Source organism: Halorubrum hochsteinianum, assembly GCF_023702125.1.
GTDB classification, from domain to species: domain Archaea; phylum Halobacteriota; class Halobacteria; order Halobacteriales; family Haloferacaceae; genus Halorubrum; species Halorubrum hochsteinianum.
The window spans coordinates 1,411,780-1,431,286 of record NZ_CP098415.1; the positions used below are offsets into that span (position 1 = coordinate 1,411,780).

Annotated in this window: 23 protein-coding genes; 19 read left to right on the plus strand and 4 right to left on the minus strand. The window is 71.7% G+C overall.

All coding sequences use genetic code 11. The annotated features are described in order from the left end of the window. Positions 1-13: 13 nt before the first annotated feature. The 3 genes from dpsA to NAF06_RS06985 form a co-directional block, all read right to left on the minus strand. On the minus strand, positions 14-559 hold the full coding sequence (gene dpsA, locus NAF06_RS06975; protein WP_008585012.1) for a DNA starvation/stationary phase protection protein DpsA: 546 nt from the start codon (positions 557-559) through the stop codon (positions 14-16). Between the two features lie 138 nt (positions 560-697). Next, a complete protein-coding gene (locus NAF06_RS06980) occupies positions 698-1,858 on the minus strand; it encodes a nicotinate phosphoribosyltransferase (RefSeq protein WP_049908821.1) in 1,161 nt (386 codons plus the stop codon). A 75-nt stretch (positions 1,859-1,933) separates the two neighbouring features. Next, positions 1,934-3,670, minus strand: coding sequence for an Hvo_1808 family surface protein (locus tag NAF06_RS06985; RefSeq protein ID WP_008585008.1), 1,737 nt, complete (start codon positions 3,668-3,670; stop codon positions 1,934-1,936). Between the two features lie 205 nt (positions 3,671-3,875). Between NAF06_RS06985 and NAF06_RS06990 the strand changes: the two genes are divergently transcribed. The 19 genes from NAF06_RS06990 (at position 3,876) to NAF06_RS07075 (ending at position 18,956) form a co-directional block, all read left to right on the plus strand. Further along, a complete protein-coding gene (locus tag NAF06_RS06990; protein WP_008585006.1) occupies positions 3,876-4,454 on the plus strand; it encodes a cysteine hydrolase family protein in 579 nt (192 codons plus the stop codon). A gap of 92 nt (positions 4,455-4,546) precedes the next feature. After that, the gene (locus NAF06_RS06995; protein WP_008585004.1) at positions 4,547-5,104 is read left to right on the plus strand and encodes a hypothetical protein; all 558 of its coding nucleotides are present in this window, start codon (positions 4,547-4,549) and stop codon (positions 5,102-5,104) included. Between the two features lie 117 nt (positions 5,105-5,221). Further along, positions 5,222-5,353, plus strand: a complete 132-nt coding sequence (locus NAF06_RS15475; RefSeq protein ID WP_006628925.1) for an HVO_2523 family zinc finger protein — start codon at positions 5,222-5,224, stop codon at positions 5,351-5,353. 159 nt (positions 5,354-5,512) lie between these two features. Next, positions 5,513-6,478, plus strand: coding sequence for a phytoene/squalene synthase family protein (locus tag NAF06_RS07000; protein WP_049908820.1), 966 nt, complete (start codon positions 5,513-5,515; stop codon positions 6,476-6,478). Between the two features lie 10 nt (positions 6,479-6,488). Then, positions 6,489-6,698, plus strand: a complete 210-nt coding sequence (locus NAF06_RS07005; RefSeq protein WP_008584999.1) for a hypothetical protein — start codon at positions 6,489-6,491, stop codon at positions 6,696-6,698. Between the two features lie 120 nt (positions 6,699-6,818). Then, positions 6,819-8,096 carry a histidinol dehydrogenase gene (gene hisD, locus NAF06_RS07010; protein ID WP_008584997.1) on the plus strand — a complete coding sequence of 426 codons (1,278 nt, stop codon included), beginning with the start codon at positions 6,819-6,821 and terminating at the stop codon, positions 8,094-8,096. A gap of 253 nt (positions 8,097-8,349) precedes the next feature. Then, positions 8,350-9,579 carry a phosphate/phosphite/phosphonate ABC transporter substrate-binding protein gene (gene phnD, locus NAF06_RS07015; protein WP_008584995.1) on the plus strand — a complete coding sequence of 410 codons (1,230 nt, stop codon included), beginning with the start codon at positions 8,350-8,352 and terminating at the stop codon, positions 9,577-9,579. A 4-nt stretch (positions 9,580-9,583) separates the two neighbouring features. Next, positions 9,584-10,465 (plus strand): phosphonate ABC transporter ATP-binding protein, encoded by an 882-nt coding sequence (gene phnC, locus NAF06_RS07020; protein WP_008584993.1) that lies wholly within the window; start codon positions 9,584-9,586, stop codon positions 10,463-10,465. A gap of 1 nt (position 10,466) precedes the next feature. Beyond that, the gene (gene phnE, locus NAF06_RS07025; RefSeq protein ID WP_008584991.1) at positions 10,467-11,267 is read left to right on the plus strand and encodes a phosphonate ABC transporter, permease protein PhnE; all 801 of its coding nucleotides are present in this window, start codon (positions 10,467-10,469) and stop codon (positions 11,265-11,267) included. Continuing rightward, positions 11,264-12,064, plus strand: a complete 801-nt coding sequence (phnE, locus tag NAF06_RS07030) for a phosphonate ABC transporter, permease protein PhnE (RefSeq protein WP_008584989.1) — start codon at positions 11,264-11,266, stop codon at positions 12,062-12,064. Before phnE (NAF06_RS07025) ends, phnE (NAF06_RS07030) begins: the two co-directional genes overlap by 4 nt. Further along, positions 12,061-12,837 carry an HAD family hydrolase gene (locus tag NAF06_RS07035; RefSeq protein ID WP_008584987.1) on the plus strand — a complete coding sequence of 259 codons (777 nt, stop codon included), beginning with the start codon at positions 12,061-12,063 and terminating at the stop codon, positions 12,835-12,837. Before phnE (NAF06_RS07030) ends, NAF06_RS07035 begins: the two co-directional genes overlap by 4 nt. A 121-nt stretch (positions 12,838-12,958) precedes the next feature. Continuing rightward, positions 12,959-13,333, plus strand: a complete 375-nt coding sequence (locus NAF06_RS07040; RefSeq protein WP_008584985.1) for a HesB/IscA family protein — start codon at positions 12,959-12,961, stop codon at positions 13,331-13,333. A gap of 112 nt (positions 13,334-13,445) precedes the next feature. Beyond that, positions 13,446-13,691, plus strand: a complete 246-nt coding sequence (locus tag NAF06_RS07045; RefSeq protein WP_008584982.1) for a DUF5816 domain-containing protein — start codon at positions 13,446-13,448, stop codon at positions 13,689-13,691. A gap of 102 nt (positions 13,692-13,793) precedes the next feature. Further along, a complete protein-coding gene (locus NAF06_RS07050) occupies positions 13,794-14,132 on the plus strand; it encodes a DUF7116 family protein (RefSeq protein WP_006628914.1) in 339 nt (112 codons plus the stop codon). An 87-nt stretch (positions 14,133-14,219) separates the two neighbouring features. Then, positions 14,220-14,420, plus strand: coding sequence for a dodecin (locus NAF06_RS07055; RefSeq protein WP_006628913.1), 201 nt, complete (start codon positions 14,220-14,222; stop codon positions 14,418-14,420). A 416-nt stretch (positions 14,421-14,836) separates the two neighbouring features. Beyond that, a complete protein-coding gene (locus NAF06_RS07060) occupies positions 14,837-16,117 on the plus strand; it encodes an alanyl-tRNA editing protein (RefSeq protein WP_008584959.1) in 1,281 nt (426 codons plus the stop codon). After that, positions 16,114-17,121, plus strand: coding sequence for an AIR synthase family protein (locus NAF06_RS07065; RefSeq protein ID WP_008584956.1), 1,008 nt, complete (start codon positions 16,114-16,116; stop codon positions 17,119-17,121). Before NAF06_RS07060 ends, NAF06_RS07065 begins: the two co-directional genes overlap by 4 nt. An 81-nt stretch (positions 17,122-17,202) precedes the next feature. Beyond that, positions 17,203-18,375, plus strand: coding sequence for an acyl-CoA dehydrogenase family protein (locus NAF06_RS07070; protein WP_251106198.1), 1,173 nt, complete (start codon positions 17,203-17,205; stop codon positions 18,373-18,375). Continuing rightward, the gene (locus NAF06_RS07075; protein WP_049908816.1) at positions 18,372-18,956 is read left to right on the plus strand and encodes an HAD family hydrolase; all 585 of its coding nucleotides are present in this window, start codon (positions 18,372-18,374) and stop codon (positions 18,954-18,956) included. The genes NAF06_RS07070 and NAF06_RS07075 overlap by 4 nt, the downstream gene beginning before the upstream one ends. 33 nt (positions 18,957-18,989) lie before the next feature. Here the strand turns inward: NAF06_RS07075 and NAF06_RS07080 are convergent, their stop codons facing one another. After that, positions 18,990-19,403 carry a DUF5822 domain-containing protein gene (locus NAF06_RS07080; protein WP_008584952.1) on the minus strand — a complete coding sequence of 138 codons (414 nt, stop codon included), beginning with the start codon at positions 19,401-19,403 and terminating at the stop codon, positions 18,990-18,992. Positions 19,404-19,507 lie beyond the last annotated feature (104 nt).

Here is a 19,507-nt window from a genome sequence, read left to right on the forward strand (position 1 = left end):
CCGCCTCGTCGGCTCAGTTCGTCGCGGACTCGACGACGAGCGAGTCGTCCTCGAGGTAGTGCTCGATGTGGTGGGCGTGCTCTTCGAGGGTCTCCAGCTGCTCGCGGAGCATCTGGCTCGTCGCGTAGTCGCCGAGCCCGTCCGCGAGCGCGACGTGCTCGCGGTAGCTCTCGATGATGTCGCCCATCATCTCCAGGTCGTTCGCGAGCGACGTCCGCACGTCGTACACGTCCTCGTCTTCCGGCTCCACCGTCGCCTCGTCGGTGAGCGTCGCCATGCTCGCGTGCGGCACGCCGCCGAGCGCCTGGAGCCGCTCCGCGAGCTCGTCGGCGGCGGCCTCGACGTCCTCGTACACCTCCTGGAGGAACACGTGGACCTCGAGGAACTCCGCGCCCTCGACGTTCCAGTGGTGTTTGTGGAGCTGGTGATAGAGGACGTACGCGTTCGCGAGGTCGCCGTTCAGCGCCTCGACTATCTGTTCCGCCTTCTCTGTGTCCAGCCGTAGCGCGTTCTCGTCGACCGTATCCGCCCGCTGGCGCGTTGACTTCTGGGTGCTCATTACGTCTCCCTCTTTGTGCGCCCCCGACTTATATCTTATCAACATACAAACAATTTTTCGTGCCGCCTAAAAGTCGATAGCGTACGGAGATGAAGCGCTGTCAGCGCCGATCCGCGAAGTATTATACGCTATCTGAAACTACTCGCCGCTCCCGTAGCCCACCGCCTCCGCGTCCGCGAGCGCCCGCTCCGTCGCGGCCGACAGGTCGAACGCGTCGCCGGCGACGACATCGCCGTCGCGGATCACCGGCTCCATGAGCGGCTCGGCCCCCTCGGGCCCGGAGCGGTCCGCGAGCCCGACGGCGTGGGCACCGTCCGCGGTGCGGTAGACGGACTTCGCGCCCGAGAGCTTCCCGCGCTTGGCGGCCGGTTCGCCGTCGACCGCGACCAGATCGAGCGCGAAGTCGACCGGGTCCGCGTTGGAGACGTACCCGCCGACGCCGAACCCGTCGACGACGTCGCGCAGCCCCCGGAGGTCCGCGGGGCCGAGCCCGCCGGAGACGTACACGTCGACGTCCCCGCGGCCACGCGCGTCGAGTTCCCACCGGACCTCTCGCACGATGTGCCGGAAGTCGCCGCGCCGGGAACCGGTCGTGTCGAGGCGGACGCCGTCGAGGTCTTCGCCGAGCGTCTCCACCGCCCGCAGCACCTCGTCCACCTCGTCGGAGTATGTGTCACACAGCGCGATCCGGGGCGCGTCCGCCGGGACGCCCTCGTCGTAGGCGCGCCACGCGGCCTCCTGCTCGCCCCGCCCGAAGCAGATGGCGAGCGCGTGCGGCATCGTCCCGGACGCCTCCCGCCCGATCAGCTCCCCGGCGGCGACGTGCGAGAAGCCGTCGAACCCGCCGACGAGCGCGGAGCGCTCGACCGCCGCGGTCATCGCGGGGTGGACGTGGCGCGCGCCGAAGGAGAGCACCGACGACTCCGGCGCGGCGACCCGGCAGTCCAGCGCCGCCGTCGCCATCCCGGACGCGTGCGAGAGGAAGCCGAGGAGGGAGGTCTCCAGCCGCGCGAACTCCAGATACGGTCCCTCGATCCGCATCACCGGGCCGCCGTCGAACAGCCGCCCCTCCGGGATCGCGCGGACGTCGACGTCGCGGCCGGCCAGCAGTTCGACCGCGTTCCCCAGCCCGGCGAACAGCTCGAACGAACCGTCCGGGAACTGGTCCGCGGTCACCTCGGCGACGACGCGGGGGTTCCGCCCCGCGGCCGAAAGCGCCGCCTCGGTCCGCTCGAAGTACGCGTCGGTCGCGCGCCCCTCCCGGACCGCGGCCGCGTCGACGATGTCGAACTCGCTCATGGCCGACCGTTCGGCCGCGGGGACGAAAAGCCACCCGTGTCGGAGCGCCCGCCAGCGCCGCGCCGACACCCCAGACTACGACGACCGCCGCGCGGACAGCCCCAGCGCGGCCGCGAGGGCGGCGAGCGCCGCCGCGACGCCGAACCCGGGCGCGCTGCCGCCGGTGCTGTCGCCGTCGCTTCCGTCGGCGTCCTCGCTCCCGTTCCCGTCGTCGGTGTCGGTCCCGTCGTCGGTGTCGGTGCCGTCGCCGCCCTCGGTCCCGTTAGTCCCGTCGGTGTCCGGGAGCGCGAGGTCGGCGTCCGGGCGCAGTTCGAGGACGCCCTCCGGGGACGGCGCGTGGGTTATCGTCACGCTCGTCCCGTCGCGCTCGACGCCGTACGCGCCGGGGAAGTCGCTCCCGTCGCCGATCGCGTAGACGGTCCCGTCCTCGTAGCCGCCGTCGCCGTGCGCGTTCAGCATCCGGACGTAGGCGTCGCGGAACTCGGCGGCGTCGGCCTCGGTCTGCCACTCCGTCGCCCAGACGTACCCGTCGCGGTCGCCGTTCCGGTACGGGTACAGCTCGTCGCCCGCCCACCCGTCCGTCGCGGGGTGCGCGTAGTTGTAGGTCGCGCGGGTCTGTAGCTGCGCGTCCGTCCGGAGGTGGAGGTTGTAGTTCGCCCCGGGGGACCGCCCCGGATCGAGGACCGAGTACTCGTACGCGCCGTCGAACTGGACGCCGGCGCTCTGGTACCAGAACATCACGAACATCGACGCCTCGCCGGCGGTCTCCGCGCCGTCGACGCCCTCGTTCCCGTACGTCTCCCAGCCGCCCGTCGCCGCGTCCTCGAAGGCGACCTCGGTCGTCTCGTAGTCCGGGTTCCGGTGGATCACCTCCGCGGTCGACGCCGGCGGGTCGTTCATCGTCTCGTTGACCGCCGCCCAGCCTCCCTCGTCGACGAGCTCGCGGACGTAGAGGGCCCCGTCGCCGTACGGCTGGAGGACGGTCTGGAGGATGCCGATGTTCCCGGAGAACCCGCCGCCGCCCCCGCCGCTCTCGGGCGCGTCGACGCAGGTCCAGTTGTCCGCACAGCGGGCGTCGTACCGCTCCTCGACGTGGACCGCCTCCCCCTCGACGATCCCGTCGACCGCGAGGTCGCCGTCCTGCGTGACGCCGACGTAGCGCGGGTCGGTGAGGTCGTGGTACTGGTCTTGCATCGCGTGGAGCAGCTCGTGCGCGAGCGTCGAGGGGTCGATGTCGGGCGACTCGCCGTCCGGGACGACGATGACGATCCGGTCCTCGGACGGCGAGTAGAAGCCGGAGACCGCGCCGCCGAGCACCGAGTCGATCTCGTCGTTCGCGTTCTCCTCGTCGCCGACGACGAACAGCGCCTCCCACACCTGGTCGTTCCAGCGGCGGTACGCCTCGGACTGGTTGCCGCCCGCGGTGTCGTTCGCGTACTCGCTGCGCGACACCGTTTCGACCGGGATGTCCTGCTTGAAGGGGCGCTGCCGGACGTGCTCGACGCGCGCCATCGTCAGGTCCGTCAGCGCCGACAACTGCGTCTCGTTGAGCCCGTCCGCCTCCTCGAAGTCGACCGACTCCTCGTAGTGCGTCCCGTTCCAGCAGCCGACCAACTCGGTGCCGTCGCCGGCGTCGCACTCGTCGGCGGACGCGGAGGGCATGGCCTCGGACGCCCCCGGGTCGCCGACGGACGCGGCGTGGGAAACGCCGGCGTCCGGCGCGGCGGCGGCACCGGCGGTGAACGCGACACACAGGACGGCGAGCGCGGCCACGACGGCGGCCGCGGTCGAGAGGGTGAGAACCCGTCGCATAGGAATCGTATCGGACGCCCCGGTAAGTAGTCTGTCGGTTCCTTCGGGGCCGCGGCCGGCGGATTTTTTCGGCGAGCTCGGTCCCCGCCGACGGCGGTCGGGTCGGCGGACCCGGCGCTCGGTCCGACGCGACGGAATCGCCGATCCCCCGCCGCGATTGCGGACGCGGACCACGGTTTTTGAAGACCGCGCTCCAACTCTTGGCATGGCGTTCGATCCGACCGAGACCGCGGTGGTCGTCGTCGACATGCAAAACGGGTTCTGTCACTCCGACGGGAGCCTCTACGCCGAGCCGAGCGAGGCGGCGGTCGAGCCGGTGACGGCGCTCGTCGACCGCGCCCGCGACGCCGGCGCGTCAATCGTCTACACCCGCGACGTCCACCCGCCCGAGCAGTTCGACGGGGCGCACTACTACGACGAGTTCGACCGCTGGGGCGAACACGTCGTCGAGGGGTCGTGGGACGCCGAACTCGTCGGCGACCTCGACGTGCGCGACGCGGACCACGTCGTCGAGAAGCACACCTACGACGCCTTCTATCAGACGGATCTGGAGGGATATCTTGACGCGCACGGAATCCGCGACCTCCTGATCTGCGGCACGCTCGCGAACGTCTGCGTCCTCCACACCGCGGGCAGCGCGGGGCTCCGGGACTACCGCCCGGTCGTCGTCGAGGACGCGCTCGGCTACATCACCGAGGAGCACCGGGAGTACGCGGTCGACCACGCCGACTGGCTGTTCGGCGAGACGGCGACCCGCGACGAGGTCGCCTTCGACTCCGCGTAGCGGGAACTGACTCCCCGATCGGTCAAGACCGCGATTATCACGCGCGGCAATCGGCGTGTAACCCTTTTTGCCGCTCGCCGGAACCGCGAAGTATGGACATCTCTCGGCGGGGCGTACTCGGCGGTCTCGGCGCGGTCTGTGGGGTCGGTGCCGTCGGGTTTGCCGGCGCGACGCGGGTGACGGACGGCGAGGCGCTCGAAGGCATCGGCGGGGAGGGCCCGGGACCGGCGGGCGGCGAGGAAGACGGGAGCGACGACGGGCCGACCGCGGCTCCCGTCGACCCCGACGCGCCGTTCGCGGCCACGCTCACCGGCGACGACGGGACCGAGGCGCGGCTGTTCGACGCGAGCGACCTCGACCGCGTCAAGGGCGTCTTCGCCGAGGACGGCGAGTACCTCGTTCAGGTCGTCCTCTCCGAGGCGGGCGTCGAGTCGTTCCGGAGCCGCCTCGACGACGCGGGCGCGACCGACGACCCGGCGGCGTTCGTGGTGTCGATGGCGCTCGACGGGACCGAGGTCAGGCGCGTCGAACTCGACGAGGAGACCGTCGACTCCCTCACCGCGTCCGAGTGGGGCGGCGTGCTGACGCTCCCGTTCGGCGAGGAGTCGGTCGCCGAGTCCGTCTTCGAGCGCCTCGCCGCCGAGGAGTGAGTCGCCGCGGGCGGTTCGGGCGAGCGGCTCGTCGCGGGTCCGCCCCCGACGGCTGACTGGTCAGGTCCCGGTGAGGCGCGTAGACAGCGTTTTGCCTCCGGGCCCCGTGTCTCAGCCGTGAGCGACGCAACCGCTGACGACGGCGGTCGCCCGTGTCCGGTCTGCGAGACGCCGATGTACCACCGGCACTGTAAGTACGTCTGTCCGGCGCACGGCGTCGTCTACGACTGTAGCGACACGTTCTACTGACCGAACGGTCGGTTCACATGCCCCGATCGCGGGCGGAATTAACGGGTCCGCAAGGGGACCAAACTGAGCCGTGCGAACTGTTATGTTCTTGGAGTCCGACTTTTCAGACATGATGGGCGACCCGTACGCGACCCTCCCTGCCGACCTCCTGGGGTCAGCATGGTAGAGCAAAATCAGGTTGCCCGGAGCAAGCGGATCCAGCGCCGCACCGGGAAGACGTTCCACGTCGCCACCCGGTTGCTGCCGCAGCGGATCCGTCATCCGACGTACGTGCTGTACGGCTTCTTCCGGATCGCCGACGAGGTCGTCGACGCGGAGGACACCGCGCCGCCGGCCGAGCAGCGTGCCGAACTCGACCGGCTCCGGGCGGCCGCGCTCGGCGAGGAGCCGACCGACGACCCGGTGTTGGAGGCGTTCGCCGAGGTGTGCGAGCGCAACGACATCCCCGACGCGGACGTCCACTCGTTCGTGGACGCGATGGCGAGCGACATCGACACCGACCGGTACGAGACCTACGCGGACCTGGAGGCGTACATGGACGGCTCCGCGGCCGCCGTCGGCCGGATGATGACGGCGATCATGGACCTCGACCCCGAGGCGGAGGCCGAGGCGCTCCCCCACGCCACGAAGCTCGGCGAGGCGTTCCAGATGACGAACTTCCTCCGGGACGTCCGCGAGGACGTGGTGGAGCGCGACCGGATCTACCTCCCGCTGGAGACGCTCCGCCGCCACGGCGTGAGCGAGGAGCAGATCCTCGACCTGGAGTTCGACGAGAACGTCGCGGCCGCGGTCCGCGAGGAGATGGCCCGCACCGAACGCCTCTACGAGGAGGGCGTCGCGGGCATCAAGTACCTCCCCGAGGACTGCCAGCTCGCGGTGCTGCTCGCGGCGGTGCTGTACGTCGACCACCACCGCCTCATCCGCGACCGCGGCTACGACACCGTCTCGGCGACGCCGGAGCTGTCGTTCGCCCGGAAGATCTCGCTGCTGGTCCGCACCCGCTGGAAGTGGCAGTGGAACCGCGACCCGGAGGCCGTGTTCTACGACATGTGCACCGACTTCGAGCCGAGCCGCGAACACCACGGCCACGGCCCGCACGGCGCGGGCGTCCCGCAGACGGACTGAGCCGGCCCGCATGGATCGCTCCCGGTTCGTCTCGCTCGCGGTCGCCGCGTTCGGGCTCGTGTTCGTCTCCTTTCTCATCCGCGGCCTGACCCGACTGGTCGCCCCCTACGGGGTCGCCGTCGCCGCGTCGGCACCGCTCCTCTTCGCGGCCGCCGCGCTGTTGGCCGGGCTCTTCGCCCTCGCGGTCCTCGACGCGACCGGGATCCGGCCGATGAGGTAGCCGGCGGACGGAGTAGCCGGCCGATGGGGTAGCCGGCGGACGGGTGACTGGGGAACTGACCCCCCGTGTCGCCCCCGCCCGAGCCGGAACGCCCTTGCCCCGCCGCGCCCGACGAGACGTATGGACGTACGAACCGTCGCGGACCTCTCGCCGGCCGAGCGGCGCGCCTTCTTCGAGCGCGACGCGGGCGTCGAGGGGGTCCGCGAAGACGTGCGGGAGATAGTCGACCGGGTCCGCGAGGAGGGCGACGTCGCGGTCCGCGAGTTCGCCGAGGAGTTCGACGGCGTCGCCGTCGGCAACGTCGACGTGTCCGACGCGGCGGAGCGGGCCCACGACGAGCTGGCGGACGCGGACGACCCGGTCCTCGACGCGGTCGAGGCGGCGGCGGCGAACGTCCGCGAGTTCCACGAGCGCCAGCGCCCGGAAGACTGGCGCGACGACTTCGGCGGCCGGGAGCTCGGCCGACGCTTCCGCCCGCTCGACCGCGTCGGCGTGTACGTGCCCGGCGGCGCGGCCTCGTACCCCTCCAGCGCGCTGATGGGGATCATCCCCGCGGTCGTCGCCGGCGTCGACCACGTCGCGGTCGCGACCCCCCCGGCGGAGGAGCTCGACCCGGTCACGCTCGCGGCGATCCACGAGGCGGGGGCCGACGCGGTGTATCAGGTCGGCGGCGCGCAGGCCGTCGCCGCGCTCGCGTACGGCACGGAGACCCTCACCCGCGTCCAGAAGGTGGTCGGCCCGGGCAACAAGTGGGTCACCGCCGCCAAGTCGATCGTCCAGGGCGACGTGGAGATCGACTTCCTCGCCGGCCCGAGCGAGGTGCTCGTCCTCGCCGACGAAACGGCCGACCCCGAACTGGTCGCGGCCGATCTGGTCGCGCAGGCCGAACACGACCCGAACGCCTCCGTGGTCGCGGTCACCGCCGACGCCGACCTCGCCGACGCCGTCGCCGACGCCGTCGCCGAGCAGGCCGCCAAGCGCGAGCGCGAGGAGACGATCCGGGCCGCCCTCGACAACGAGGCGTCGGGAGTTCTCCGGGCGCGCTCGATGCCCGAGGCCGTGCTGTTCGCCGAGGAGTACGCCGCCGAACACCTCTCGATCGTGGCCGACGACGACGAGGAACTCCTCGACCGGATCACGAACGCGGGCTCCGTGTTCCTCGGCCCGTACTCCCCCGTGGCGGCCGGCGACTACGCGACCGGGACGAACCACGTGCTGCCGACGAACGGCGGCGCGAAGCGCTACGGCGGGCTCTCCGTCGATACCTTCCTCCGGTCGTCGACGGTCCAGCGGCTCGACCGCGACGCGCTCGACGACCTCTCGGAGACGGTCACGTCGCTCGCGGAGGCGGAGGGGCTGGAGGGCCACGCCGAGAGCGTGCGGAAGCGGTTCGAGTGAGGCGGGTGTCGATGCGGCGGCCGGTCGAGCCGCGATGGGTCGAGCCGTGACGGGTCGAGCCGCGGCGGATCGATCGAGGCGGCGACTCGCGCGCGAGCGGTTCGGTAGCGGTATATATCGGCATATACGGTAACAGTTCGCACGTAACCGTCCGAGCGGTACGTTCCCCTTCCGAGCGGAACGTGTCCCTCCGATCGCCCATATTCGGCTCATAGCAGCCTTCTTACCCCGAAAAACGGCCTTTCTACCCGTAATGTCGGACGACACCGACGGACGGCGCGAATCGAGTTCCAGGCGGCGGTTCCTTCTGGCCGGGGGCGCGGCGGCGCTCACCGGGCTCGCCGGGTGCTCCGGCGGCTCGGGGAGCACCGGCGGCGACGGTGATTCCGGGGGCGACGGCGCGTCCAGCAGCGCCAGCGGGAACTCCGGCGACGGCGAGTCCGGGGAGTCCGGCGACCCGATGCTGGCGGACGCGAGCGCGTTCGACCCCGAGAGCCCGAACTGGGAGGAGAACAACTACCTCTCGACGCCCCTCATCGACGCCGGCTACGAGCGCGGGAGCCGCGCGGATCTGGAGAGCATGGGGAGCCGCGAGGTCGACGAGGTCCCCCACGGCGACCCGGTTCGGGAGACCCCCGACGACGAGAGCGAGTGGCTCGAACCGGACACGCTCGTCTTCACCGAGAGCCCGAGCGAGGACGTCCAGGGCCGCTACGAGGAGGACTTCCAGGCGGTCTTCGACCGCATCGAGGAGGAGACGGGCCTCCCGGTCGAGTACAACCGCGTCAACAGCTACGCGGCGTCCGTGGAGGCCATGCGCTCCGAGCGCGCCCACATCGCGAACTTCTCGACGGGGACGACCTGCTTCGCGGTCAACCTCGCCGGGGCGGTCCCGTTCGCGGCCGGCATCGCGCCGGACGGCTCCTTCGGCTACCGGCTGTTCGCGACGACGCGCGCCGACGCCGACGGCATCCAGAGCGTCTCGGACTTCGCGAACGACGACGTGCGGATGGCCCACGCGGAGCCGGCGTCGAACTCCGGCCACCAGGCCCCCTCGGCGCTGTTCGACCAGTACTTCGACGTGACCGCCGGCGAGGACTACGAGATCAACTTCTCCGGCGGCCACTCCCAGACGACGCGCGGCATCGCCGCCGGCGACTACGACGCCGGCCCGATCTGTTCGACCTGCTTCCTCGACACCGTCGAGGCCGACAGCAACCTGCGCTTCGACGACTTCAAAGTGGTCTGGGCGTCGAACCCGTTCCCGAACGGCCCGGTCGCGTACCGCTACAACCTCCACCCCGATATCCAGGAGGGGATCCGGGCGGCGTGGCTCGACTCGGACTTCGCCGGGACGACGTACGCGGAGCGCACCGGCTACGAGGAGTACGTCCCCATCGAGTACCGGCGGCACTGGTACGACATCATGGTCATCCAGCGGTACAACGACGTCGAGTACACGCAGGGCGCGCTGAGCGAGTGATCCGATGACGCTCAACGTGACCGACCTGCGGAAGACGTACGAGTCGGGCGACGAGGCGCTGAAGGGCGTCGACCTCTCGGTCGGCGGCAGCGAGACGACCGCGATGATCGGCCCGAGCGGTGCCGGGAAGAGCACCTTCATCAGGTGCGTCAACCGGCTCACGGAGCCGACCTCGGGGACGGTCGAACTCGACGGGACCGACCTGACCGCCCTCGACGACGACGGGCTCCGCGCGGCGCGCCGCGACATCGGGATGATCTTCCAGGAGTACAACCTCGTCGAGCGGCTCACCGTGATGGAGAACGTGCTCACCGGGCGGCTCGGCTACGTCTCCGCGTGGCGCGCCTTCCGTCGGAACTTCCCGCCCGAGGACGTCGAGCGCGCCTACGAGATCCTGGAGCGCGTCGGCCTCGGCGACATGGAGAACAAGCGCGTCGACGAGCTGTCGGGCGGCCAGCGCCAGCGCGTCGGCATCGCCCGCGCCGTCGTCCAGCAGCCGAAGATCCTCCTCGTCGACGAGCCGACCTCCAGCCTCGACCCCGAGACGTCGAACACGGTGATGCGGCTGCTCACCGAGATTGCCGCCGAGCGCGAGGTCCCCGTGCTGATCAACATCCACGAGGTGGACCTCGCGGTCGAACACGCCGACCGGATCGTCGGGCTCCACGACGGCGAGGTCGTCTTCGAGGGGTCGGCGAGCGAACTGGACGAGGGGGCGCTCGACCGGGTGTACCGCGGCGGCGACCCGCCGGCGTCGCGCGGCTCGGATGCGTCCGGGGAGGACGCGCCGGTCGGCGACGGCTCCGACGGCGGCCCGCTCGTCGGCGACGGCGTCGTCTCGACGGACGGACACGCGCCGGAGCGACCGACTTCGGGTGGGTCCTGAGATGGCGACGGGACAGCGCACCTGGCGGCGACCGACCGCGTTCGGCCGGCGGGAGTTCAAGTGGGCGGCGTACCTCGCGGTCGTCGGCTTCTTCCTCTGGTCGGCGTGGGGGATCGGTGCCGACCCGGCGCGGATCGCCAGCGGCTTCGGCCGGGGGCTGACGCTGCTCGGCGACTTCTTCCCGCCGGACGCGACCCCGCGGCAGGCCCGGCGGATCGTCGACAAGATGGTCGAGAGCGTCGCCATGGCGATGATCTCGACGGTCACCGGGATCGCCCTCAGCGTCCCGGTCGCGTTCATGGCGGCGGAGAACCTCTCCCCGAAGCCGCTGTACTACCTCAACCGCGGGTTCATCTCGCTGTCGCGGGCGCTCAACGCCATCATCGTCGCCATCCTCGTCGTGAAGGCGGTCGGGCTCGGGCCGCTCGCCGGGATCATCACGATCACGTTCAAGACGGTCGGTTTCTTCGCGAAACTGCTCGCCGAGGACTTGGAGGACATCGACATGGGGAGCGTCGACGCCGTGCGGGCGACGGGAGCGTCTCCGGTCCAGACGCTCGCGTACGGCGTCGTCCCGCAGATAATTCCGCGGTTCGCGGGCCTCAGCGTCTACCGCTGGGACATCAACATCCGCACCTCGACGGTCGTCGGCATCGTCGGCGCGGGCGGCATCGGCTCGGTGCTGCTCACCGCGTTCAACCGCTACTCCCACCAGTACGTCTCCGCCATCCTCGTGGCGATCGTCGCGGTCGTCCTCGTCGCCGAGGGGGTCAGCGCGGTCGTCAGACGGAGGTACCAATGAGCGAGGTCGACGCCGCGCGCTCGTGGCGACGCTTCGACCGCCGCCGCCGGATCGGCCGGTTCGTCGGCGTCCTCGCCGCGCTCGTCGTCTTCGCCGCCTCGTGGCGGTTCCTCGACATGGGGATCACGAACGTCGAGACGGTCCCGCGCGAGATCCGCGACCTCCTCACGCGGATGTACCCGCCCGACTTCGCGTACGCCCCGGAGATCGTCGACCCGCTCGTCGAGACGGTCCACATCGCGGCGCTCGGAACGCTCGGGGCCTTGGTGCTGGCGGTCCCGGTCGCGCTGCTCGCCGCCGAGAACACGACGCCGAACGCGGTCACCTACTGGCTCGGCAAGCTGATCGTCACCGTGAGCCGGTCGGTGAACACGATCGTCTGGGCGCTGATATTCGTCGTTGTGTTCGGCAGCGGGCCCCTCGCGGGCGCGGTCGCCATCGCCTTCCGGTCGGTCGGGTTCCTCGGAAAGCTGCTCGGCGAGGAGATAGAGGAGATCGACTTCGGGCAGGTCGAGGCGGTCCGCGCCGCCGGCGCGTCGTCGACGCAGGTGCTGTTGTACGGGATCCTCCCGCAGGTGAAGCCGGCGCTCGTCGGGCTCAGCGTCTACCGGTGGGACATCAACGTCCGCGACTCGACGATCCTCGGGTTCGTCGGCGCGGGCGGGATCGGCGTCCAGCTGTTCCGCGCCGTCAACGCCTTCGCGTGGCAGTCGGTCGCGACGATCCTGATCGTGATCCTCGCCGTCGTCCTCGTCAGCGAGGGGATCTCGGCGTCCGCACGGAGGATGACCCGATGACGCCCGTCGGCGACGACACGACGACGCTCGTCGGCGACGACGCGGCGATCCTCTTCGACATGGACGGCGTGGTTCTCGAAGGCCGGGAGACCGACCCGGCGGTCCGCTCGCGCGCGCTCGACGACGTCCTCGCCGACCGCGGGCTGACCGCGTCGGGGGCGCTCCGCCGGCCGCTGGAGCGCGCCCCTTACGACGAGGCGTTCCGGGCCGCCTGCGACGAGCTCGGCGTCGACGCCCCGGCGTTCTTCCGGGCGCGCGAGGAGCGGACCGCCGAGCGCGCCGTCGCGCGCCTCTCGGCCGGGGCGAGGCGGCTCCACCGCGACGTGGACGCCCTCGACGAGCTGACCGAGGGCGCGCGGATCGGACTCGTCAGCAACAACTACCACCCGACCGTCGAGTTCGTCGTCGACCACTTCCGGCTCGACGCGTTCTCGTTCGTCCGCGGCCGCGACCTCGGTCCGGACGGCTTCCGGCGGCGGAAGCCGGACCCGCACTACCTGAACGAGGCGCTCGACGCGCTCGGCGCGGCCGGCGGCCTCTACGTCGGCGACCGCGCGACCGACGTGATCGCCGCCGAGCGCGCCGGCCTCGACAGCGCGTTCCTCAGGCGCGACCACAACGCTGACCGCGACCTCGACGTGGAGCCCACCGTCGAGATCGGGAGCCTCCGCGACCTCGTCGAGTTCGTCGACGCCGGGTCGGTCGACTCCGCGGCGGCCGACTCCGCGGCGACCGACTCCGCGGCGACCGACCCGCCCGGCGACACGCCCTGACGCGGCCCTCCGAGCTCTTTCCGACCGGTCTGCGGCGGTCTCGGTCGCGGCGGTCGACACCCGGGACGAACGGATCGCTTCCGCCGGCAGGGTTTTGAGTGTCCGTGCCGAACCCGTTCGCATGAGTACCGAACCGGCCGACACCGGGACCGAGGGGAACGACCCGGCGATCGAGGTCACGCCGGACGCCGCCGAGGAGGCGCTCTCGCTGTTGGAAGGCGAGGGGCTCGACACGGACATCGCCGGACTGCGGCTGTTCGTCCAGCAGGGCGGCTGCGCGGGGCTGTCGTACGGGATGCGCTTCGACACCGAACCGGAGGAGGACGACCTCGTCGTGGAACACCACGGGCTTCGGGTGTTCGTCGACCCCGCGAGCCGCAACTACATCGGCGGCAGCACGCTCGACTACGAACACGGGCTTCAGGCCGCGGGCTTCGAGGTCGAGAACCCCAACGTCGTCTCCGAGTGCGGCTGCGGCGAGTCGTTCCGGACGTAACCGTCTCGTCTCCGAAGCGCTCTTTCCGACCTCCGAAGCGCTCTCTCGGTTCCGATCATTTTCGCGACGCGCGAGTCCCCCGCTTAAGTCGCTCCGCCGGGTAGCGGGAGCCATGACTCTGGAAGCGACGACGACGCCGAGCGGCGAGCGGGTGTACACCGACCGGTCGCGCACCGAGCGCGGCGCGGACGGTCCCTTCTATCTGGTGTTCGCGGACGAGGCGGGCGAGTCGCGCTGGGGGTTCCGCTGCGGCAACTGCGAGTCGCTCGACACCGCGATGGACACGATGGGCCGGATCCAGTGTACCGAGTGCGGCAACCTCCGGAAGCCGGACGAGTGGGACGCCGCCCACGAGTGAGCGGCGCTCGCGCCTCTCTCGCCCGTTCTCGACGCCGCGCCGATTCTCCGCGAGCGAAATTGTGAGAAAGTTTATCACGGATGGCGACCAACTCCGAGGTAGATGGCCACTGCGAGCATCCCCCCGACGACCGAGGCCAGAGACGTCTTCCGCGAACTGGGATACACCGTCTCCGAGGGCGGACGAGAGTTCGTCGCGGAACGCAAGTGGCGGCGCGTGCTCGTGACGGTGTTGTGTCTCGACGACGACGACCTCGACCCGTATCTCGCAGACGGGGGCGAGACACCGCGACTCCGGTGTTTCGTGACGTGGCGCGACCGCGCAGCCGACCTCCAAGAGCGGCTCGTCTCCGCGAAGCCGCCCTACGACTGGGCGGTCATCGGGGTCGACCGCGACGGCGAGGACTTCGCCGTGATGGAAGGCGCGCCGGGCAGTCCGTAGCCGCCGCCTTTTGAGGGCCGACCCGCGGCCGGGTCGGCACGCCGGACGCGTATTTTTATCCCACCGTGCGCCCTACTCACACGCGGCATGGTGTTCAAGAAGATCACGCTGATCGGGACGAGCGAGGAGAGCTTCGACGCCGCGGCCGACGACGCCCTCGACCGCGCCGAGGACACCCTCGATAACGTGTACTGGGCCGAGGTGGAGGAGTTCGGGGTCGAGCTACAGGGGGACGCCGACCGCGAGTATCAGGCCGAAGTCGAGGTCGCGTTCGAGCTGGAGGGCTGAGCGGCCGGATCGCGTTTTTATTTTTGGAGTGAACACGCCGAAGCCCCAGTCGCTCGGCGATACGAGGTTGCTATTTATAAACGACCGATCGCCACGAACACCACCGAAGCCCCAGTCGCGAGGCGGGCAGACGCTCGCTGTGCTCCTCGTCGCTCACTCCGTTCGCTCCTGCGGTGCTTACGTCGCCTCTGCCCGCCTCCCGGCTGCCCCTTCGAGTCCCGCCCCGCACAGCACGGCCTCACGCCTCCCCAGCCTCGTCGCTGGCGGTCTTCGCTTCGCTCGACCGCCAACGACTCCCTCGCACGCGCTCCTCGCGCCCGGTGGGCGCTCGGAGGCGCGCGCCACCGCCCGGTCGAGGAGTTAAAAATGATCTCGCGGCGGCCACCTATTTATCCGCCCGCCCCCACGACCCGCCAATGACCGCTTCACGCGCACCGGCCGAGCCGACGGTCCGGGACTTCGAAGCGACGGTCGAGTCCGTCCACGGCCGCGAGATCGTCCTCGACGAGACGTACTTCTACCCCGAGTCCGGCGGCCAGCCGGCCGACAGGGGGACGCTCGACGGCCACCTCGTCGACGACGTGGTCGAGCGCGACGGCGTCGTCGTCCACTCGCTCGATGCCGACCCGGAGGCCCTCTCGCTCGCGGCCGGCGACGCGGTGACGGGGCTGATCGACGACGCGTTCCGCACCTACTGCGCCCGCGCCCACACCGCCTCGCACGTGCTGTACGGAGCCGCGCGCCGGATCGCCGACGACCTCGGCTACGCCGGCTTCGACATCTCCGAGACGAAGGTCCGCGTCGACCTGACGACCGCCGAGCCGCTGGGCGACGGCGACCTGATCGAGTTGGAGCGGCTCGCCAACCGTGCCGTCTGGGACTCGCTGCCCGTCTCGTGGGAGACCCACTCGGCCGAAGACGCGCGCGATATCGACGGGATCGCCTTCAACACGAAGACGGAGGAGGGCGCGATGAGCGACGGCGCGGTCCGCGTCGTGACCGTCGGCGGCGCGAGCCCGGCGGGGGACGACGAGACCCCGGACGCCGAGCCGTGGGACGTCGCCGCCTGCGGTGGCACCCACGTCTCGAACACCGCGGAGATCGGCCCGGTCGCGGTGCTGGACCGGTCGAACCCCGGCGAGGGCGTCACGCGCGTCGAGTTCGCCGTCGGCCCGACGGCGATAGACGAGATCGGCGCGGTCCACGCCGCGGCGCTCGACGCCGCGACGACGCTCGACGCACGCGTCGGCGACCTCCCGGACGCGGTCGCCCGCCTCCGAGAGGAGGCCGATCGGCTGGAGGCCGACCTGCGGGACGCCCGCGAGGAGCTGCTCGCGGCCCGGCTGCGCGACCTGCCGACCGCCGAGGTCGACGGCGCGCGGTGGGCGATCGGTACGGTCGACGACGCCGACCCGAACGAGCTCCGGGAGCCGGCCGCCGAGGCGCTCGCCGCGGGGGCGGGAGACGCCGGCGACGGTCCCGACGCCCTCGCCGCGGTCGGAACGGGTGACGCCCCGTTCGTCGTAGTCGCGGTCGCGGACGACGCCGCGGGCGACGCCGGGATCGACGCGGGCGAGGTCGTCGACGCGGTCACCGACGAGTTCGGCGGCGGCGGGGGCGGGGGCCCGACGTTCGCGCAGGGCGGCGGGCTCGACGCCGACCCCGCGGCGGTCGCGGCGTGGCTCCGGGAGCGATGACCGGGAAGCTCGGTCCCGACGCCCTCGCGGCCGCGCTCGCGGCGACCGGCGCGGACGACCCGGCGGTGCGGCAGGGACCCGCCTACGGCGAGGACGCGGCCGCGATCGATCTGGCCGGCTCCGGCGAGACGCTCGTCGTCGCGGCCGACCCCCTGTCGCTGGCGGCGGAGTCGGTCGGGGCGCTGGCGGTCCACGTCGCCTGTAACGACGTGGCCGCGAGCGGGGCCGACCCGCGGTGGCTCACCCACACGCTGTTCCTCCCGGACGACGACCCGGACCGGCTCCGGGCCGTCGCCGAGCAGGTCGACGCGACCGCGAGCGACCTCGGCTGCGCGGTCGTCGGGGGCCACACCGAGGTGTTACCGGCGCTCGACCGCCCGCTCTGCTCGATGACAGCGATGGGGACGACGGACCGCTTCGTGTCGAGCGGCGGCGCGGAGCCGGGCGACCGACTCCTCCTCACGAAGGGGGCGGCGGTCGAGGCGACGGCGATCCTCGCGACCGACTTCCGGGCGGAGTGTCTCGACGCGGGGGTCCCGGCCGCCACGCTCGATTCGGCGGCGGAGTTCCTCGACGACGTGAGCGTCGTCCCGGACGCGGCCGCGGTCCGCGACGCCGTCACCGCGCTCCACGACCCGACCGAGGGGGGCGTGACCACCGCCCTCGTCGAGATGTCGGCTGCGAGCGGGGCCGTCTTCGCGGTCGAGCGCGACGCGGTCCCGGTCCGGCCCGAGACCCGGGCCTGCTGTGACGCGCTCGGCGTCGACCCCCTTCGGACGTTCGCCTCCGGCGCGCTGCTGGCGGCGGTCCCGCCGAGCCGGGTCGACGGCGCGCTCGACGCGCTCGACGACGCCGGGATCGAGGCGGGGGAGGTCGGCACGGTCGAGTCGCCCGCGGACGGCGACGCCGGGCCCGGAGCCGTTCGGATCGACGGCGAGACCGTCACGGAGCCGCCGCGGGACGAACTGTACCCGCTCTGGGAGGCGCGCGAGCCCGAGGAATAGGGCACAGGGTACAGCGAGGAGCGCGCCCAAAACATCCCGCCGATCGCTCACCTTTTTCCGTGGGGGATCGAAGTCGGTGACATGACCGGAGCACGCGTCGGCTCGGCGCTCACCGACGAACAGGCGGCGGTCCGCGACCTCGTCCGCGAGTTCGCGGCCGAGGAGGTCCGGCCGACGGCGGCCGAGGCGGACGAGACGGAGACGTTCCCCGAAGGGGTGTGGGACGGGCTGGCGGAGCTCGGCCTCACCGGGCTGACGACTCCCGAGGAGTACGGCGGGTTCGGCGCGGACGAGACGACCTACGCGGTCGTCAACGAGGAGCTGGCGCACGGGTCGCTCGCGGTCGCGACCGCCCTCTCCGTCCACTGCCTCGCGACCTCCTGTATCGCCGAGTTCGGGACGGAAGCGCAGCGCGAGCGGTGGCTGCCGGAGATGGCCGAGTCCGGTCGCCCGGTCGGCATGTTCTGTCTCTCGGAGCCGCAGGCGGGGTCGAACCCCGCCCAGATGTCGACGACCGCGACGTACGACCCCGCGACCGACGAGTACGCGCTGAACGGCGAGAAGCAGTGGATCACGAACGGGAAACGCGGCGGGGTGGCGATCGTCTTCGCGAAGGCGGTTGACGAGGACCGCGACCCCGACGACGGCGCGATCACGCAGTTCCTCGTCCCCGCCGACGCGGACGGGTTCGAGGTCGGCGGGAAGGAGGAGAAGCTCGGCCTCCGGGCGTCGGACACGACCGGGATCACCTTCGACGACTGCCGGGTCCCGGCCGAGAACCGGCTCACGGAGCCGGGCGGCGGGCTGTCGGCCGCGTTCCGGACGCTCACCGAGGGGCGGATCGGGATCGCTGCGCAGGCCGTCGGCGTCGCGCAGGCCGCGCTCGACGAGGCGAAATCGTACGCCGAGGAGCGCGAGCAGTTCGACCGGCCGATCGCGGACATCCAGACGATCCGCCACAAGATCGCGGAGATGGCGACGGACGTGTCGGCCGCGCGGCTGCTCGTCCGCGAGGCGTGTCGGCAGGCGGAGGCGGGCGAGGACTACCGCGTCGCCGCCTCGAAGGCGAAGTACCGCGCCAGCGAGGCCGCGATGTCGGTGACGAACGAGGCGGTCCAGATCCACGGCGGCTACGGCTACACGACCGAGTTCGACGTCGAGCGCCTCTACCGCGACGCGAAGATCACGGAGATCTACGAGGGGACGACCGAGATCCAGAAGACGATCGTCGCCCGCGGGGTGCTCGGCGAGTGACCGACTCGGTCGGGGCCCGGCTCGCCGACTACGAGGCGGTCGTCTACGACCTCGACGGGACGCTCGTCGAGCTCGCGGTCGACTGGGACGCCGTCGCGGAGGCGGCCCTCGACGTGTACGCGGAACACGCCCGCATCCCGCCGACGGAGGAGCTGTGGAAGCTGCTCGGCGCGGCCGACGAGTACGGCATCCGGGACGAGGTCGAGGAGGCGATCGCCGTCCACGAGCGGGCCGGGGCCCGCGACTCCGCGCGCCTCCCGCTCGGCGACCGGCTGCGGACGGTCACCGGCGACTCCGGCGGTCACCCCCCGGCGGGCGTCTGCTCGCTCAACTGCGAGGCGGCGTGTCGGGTCGCGGTCGAGACGCACGGGCTCGGCGACGCCCTGGTCTCTCGGGCGATCCTCGGCCGCGACTCCGTCGGGAGCCACAAGCCGGACCCGGAGTCGCTGCTCGCGTCGATAGACCGGCTCGGCGGGACCCCCGAGACCGCGCTGTTCGTCGGCGACTCGCGGCCCGACGCGGTCGCCGCCGAGCGCGGCGGCGTCGACTTCGCGTGGGTCTCCGACCTGCTCGCCGAGTAGCCCACACCGGAAGGGGGACGGGCGTCGGTCCGTTCAGTCGCCTTTCTCCGCTTCGGTCGGCGCGTCGCCCGGCGGAGCGTCCGCCGCCGGGTCGTCAGCGTCGCGGGCGTCGTCAAGTTCGTCGGCGGCGGCGGCGTCGCCGGTCTCGTCGCGGGCGTCGTCCTCGTCGGTGTCATCGGGCCCGTCGCCGTCGTCGCCGGACTCGCCGCCCCCATCGCCGGCCTCCGTCCGCCTCGCGTACAGCGCGACGGTCACCGCGGTGACGAACCAGATGGGCGCGCCGACGCGGACCGCGAACGCGGCGCGCGCGCCCCACGACTCCAGCGTCACGAGCGTCGACAGCACGGCCACGACGGGCGCGCCGACGAGGATGGTGACGACGAACGTCGTCTGCATCACCCACGCGTAGTCGACTCCCTCGTACTCGGCCCGCTCGACTGGTTGCACGCGACGGACTCGGCGGCGGAGCGGCAAATCGGTGGCGGTCGTCGTCGGACCGGCGGGCGGCTCCGCCGCGCTCGTCTTCCGGTTCCCGACGATTTTACGGCGTC

Coding starts and splice junctions, on each gene's coding strand:
- NAF06_RS07040 (WP_008584985.1), top strand. CDS start 12,959: ATGAGTACCGAACCGGCCGACACCGGGACCGAGGGGAACGACCCGGCG.
- NAF06_RS06995 (WP_008585004.1), top strand. CDS start 4,547: ATGGACATCTCTCGGCGGGGCGTACTCGGCGGTCTCGGCGCGGTCTGT.
- phnE (WP_008584989.1), top strand. CDS start 11,264: ATGAGCGAGGTCGACGCCGCGCGCTCGTGGCGACGCTTCGACCGCCGC.
- phnD (WP_008584995.1), top strand. CDS start 8,350: ATGTCGGACGACACCGACGGACGGCGCGAATCGAGTTCCAGGCGGCGG.
- phnC (WP_008584993.1), top strand. CDS start 9,584: ATGACGCTCAACGTGACCGACCTGCGGAAGACGTACGAGTCGGGCGAC.
- NAF06_RS06990 (WP_008585006.1), top strand. CDS start 3,876: ATGGCGTTCGATCCGACCGAGACCGCGGTGGTCGTCGTCGACATGCAA.
- NAF06_RS07055 (WP_006628913.1), top strand. CDS start 14,220: ATGGTGTTCAAGAAGATCACGCTGATCGGGACGAGCGAGGAGAGCTTC.
- hisD (WP_008584997.1), top strand. CDS start 6,819: ATGGACGTACGAACCGTCGCGGACCTCTCGCCGGCCGAGCGGCGCGCC.
- NAF06_RS07000 (WP_049908820.1), top strand. CDS start 5,513: ATGGTAGAGCAAAATCAGGTTGCCCGGAGCAAGCGGATCCAGCGCCGC.
- phnE (WP_008584991.1), top strand. CDS start 10,467: ATGGCGACGGGACAGCGCACCTGGCGGCGACCGACCGCGTTCGGCCGG.
- NAF06_RS06980 (WP_049908821.1), bottom strand. CDS start 1,858: ATGAGCGAGTTCGACATCGTCGACGCGGCCGCGGTCCGGGAGGGGCGC.
- NAF06_RS07050 (WP_006628914.1), top strand. CDS start 13,794: ATGGCCACTGCGAGCATCCCCCCGACGACCGAGGCCAGAGACGTCTTC.
- NAF06_RS07045 (WP_008584982.1), top strand. CDS start 13,446: ATGACTCTGGAAGCGACGACGACGCCGAGCGGCGAGCGGGTGTACACC.
- dpsA (WP_008585012.1), bottom strand. CDS start 559: ATGAGCACCCAGAAGTCAACGCGCCAGCGGGCGGATACGGTCGACGAG.
- NAF06_RS07070 (WP_251106198.1), top strand. CDS start 17,203: ATGACCGGAGCACGCGTCGGCTCGGCGCTCACCGACGAACAGGCGGCG.
- NAF06_RS07035 (WP_008584987.1), top strand. CDS start 12,061: ATGACGCCCGTCGGCGACGACACGACGACGCTCGTCGGCGACGACGCG.
- NAF06_RS07005 (WP_008584999.1), top strand. CDS start 6,489: ATGGATCGCTCCCGGTTCGTCTCGCTCGCGGTCGCCGCGTTCGGGCTC.
- NAF06_RS07065 (WP_008584956.1), top strand. CDS start 16,114: ATGACCGGGAAGCTCGGTCCCGACGCCCTCGCGGCCGCGCTCGCGGCG.
- NAF06_RS06985 (WP_008585008.1), bottom strand. CDS start 3,670: ATGCGACGGGTTCTCACCCTCTCGACCGCGGCCGCCGTCGTGGCCGCG.
- NAF06_RS07060 (WP_008584959.1), top strand. CDS start 14,837: ATGACCGCTTCACGCGCACCGGCCGAGCCGACGGTCCGGGACTTCGAA.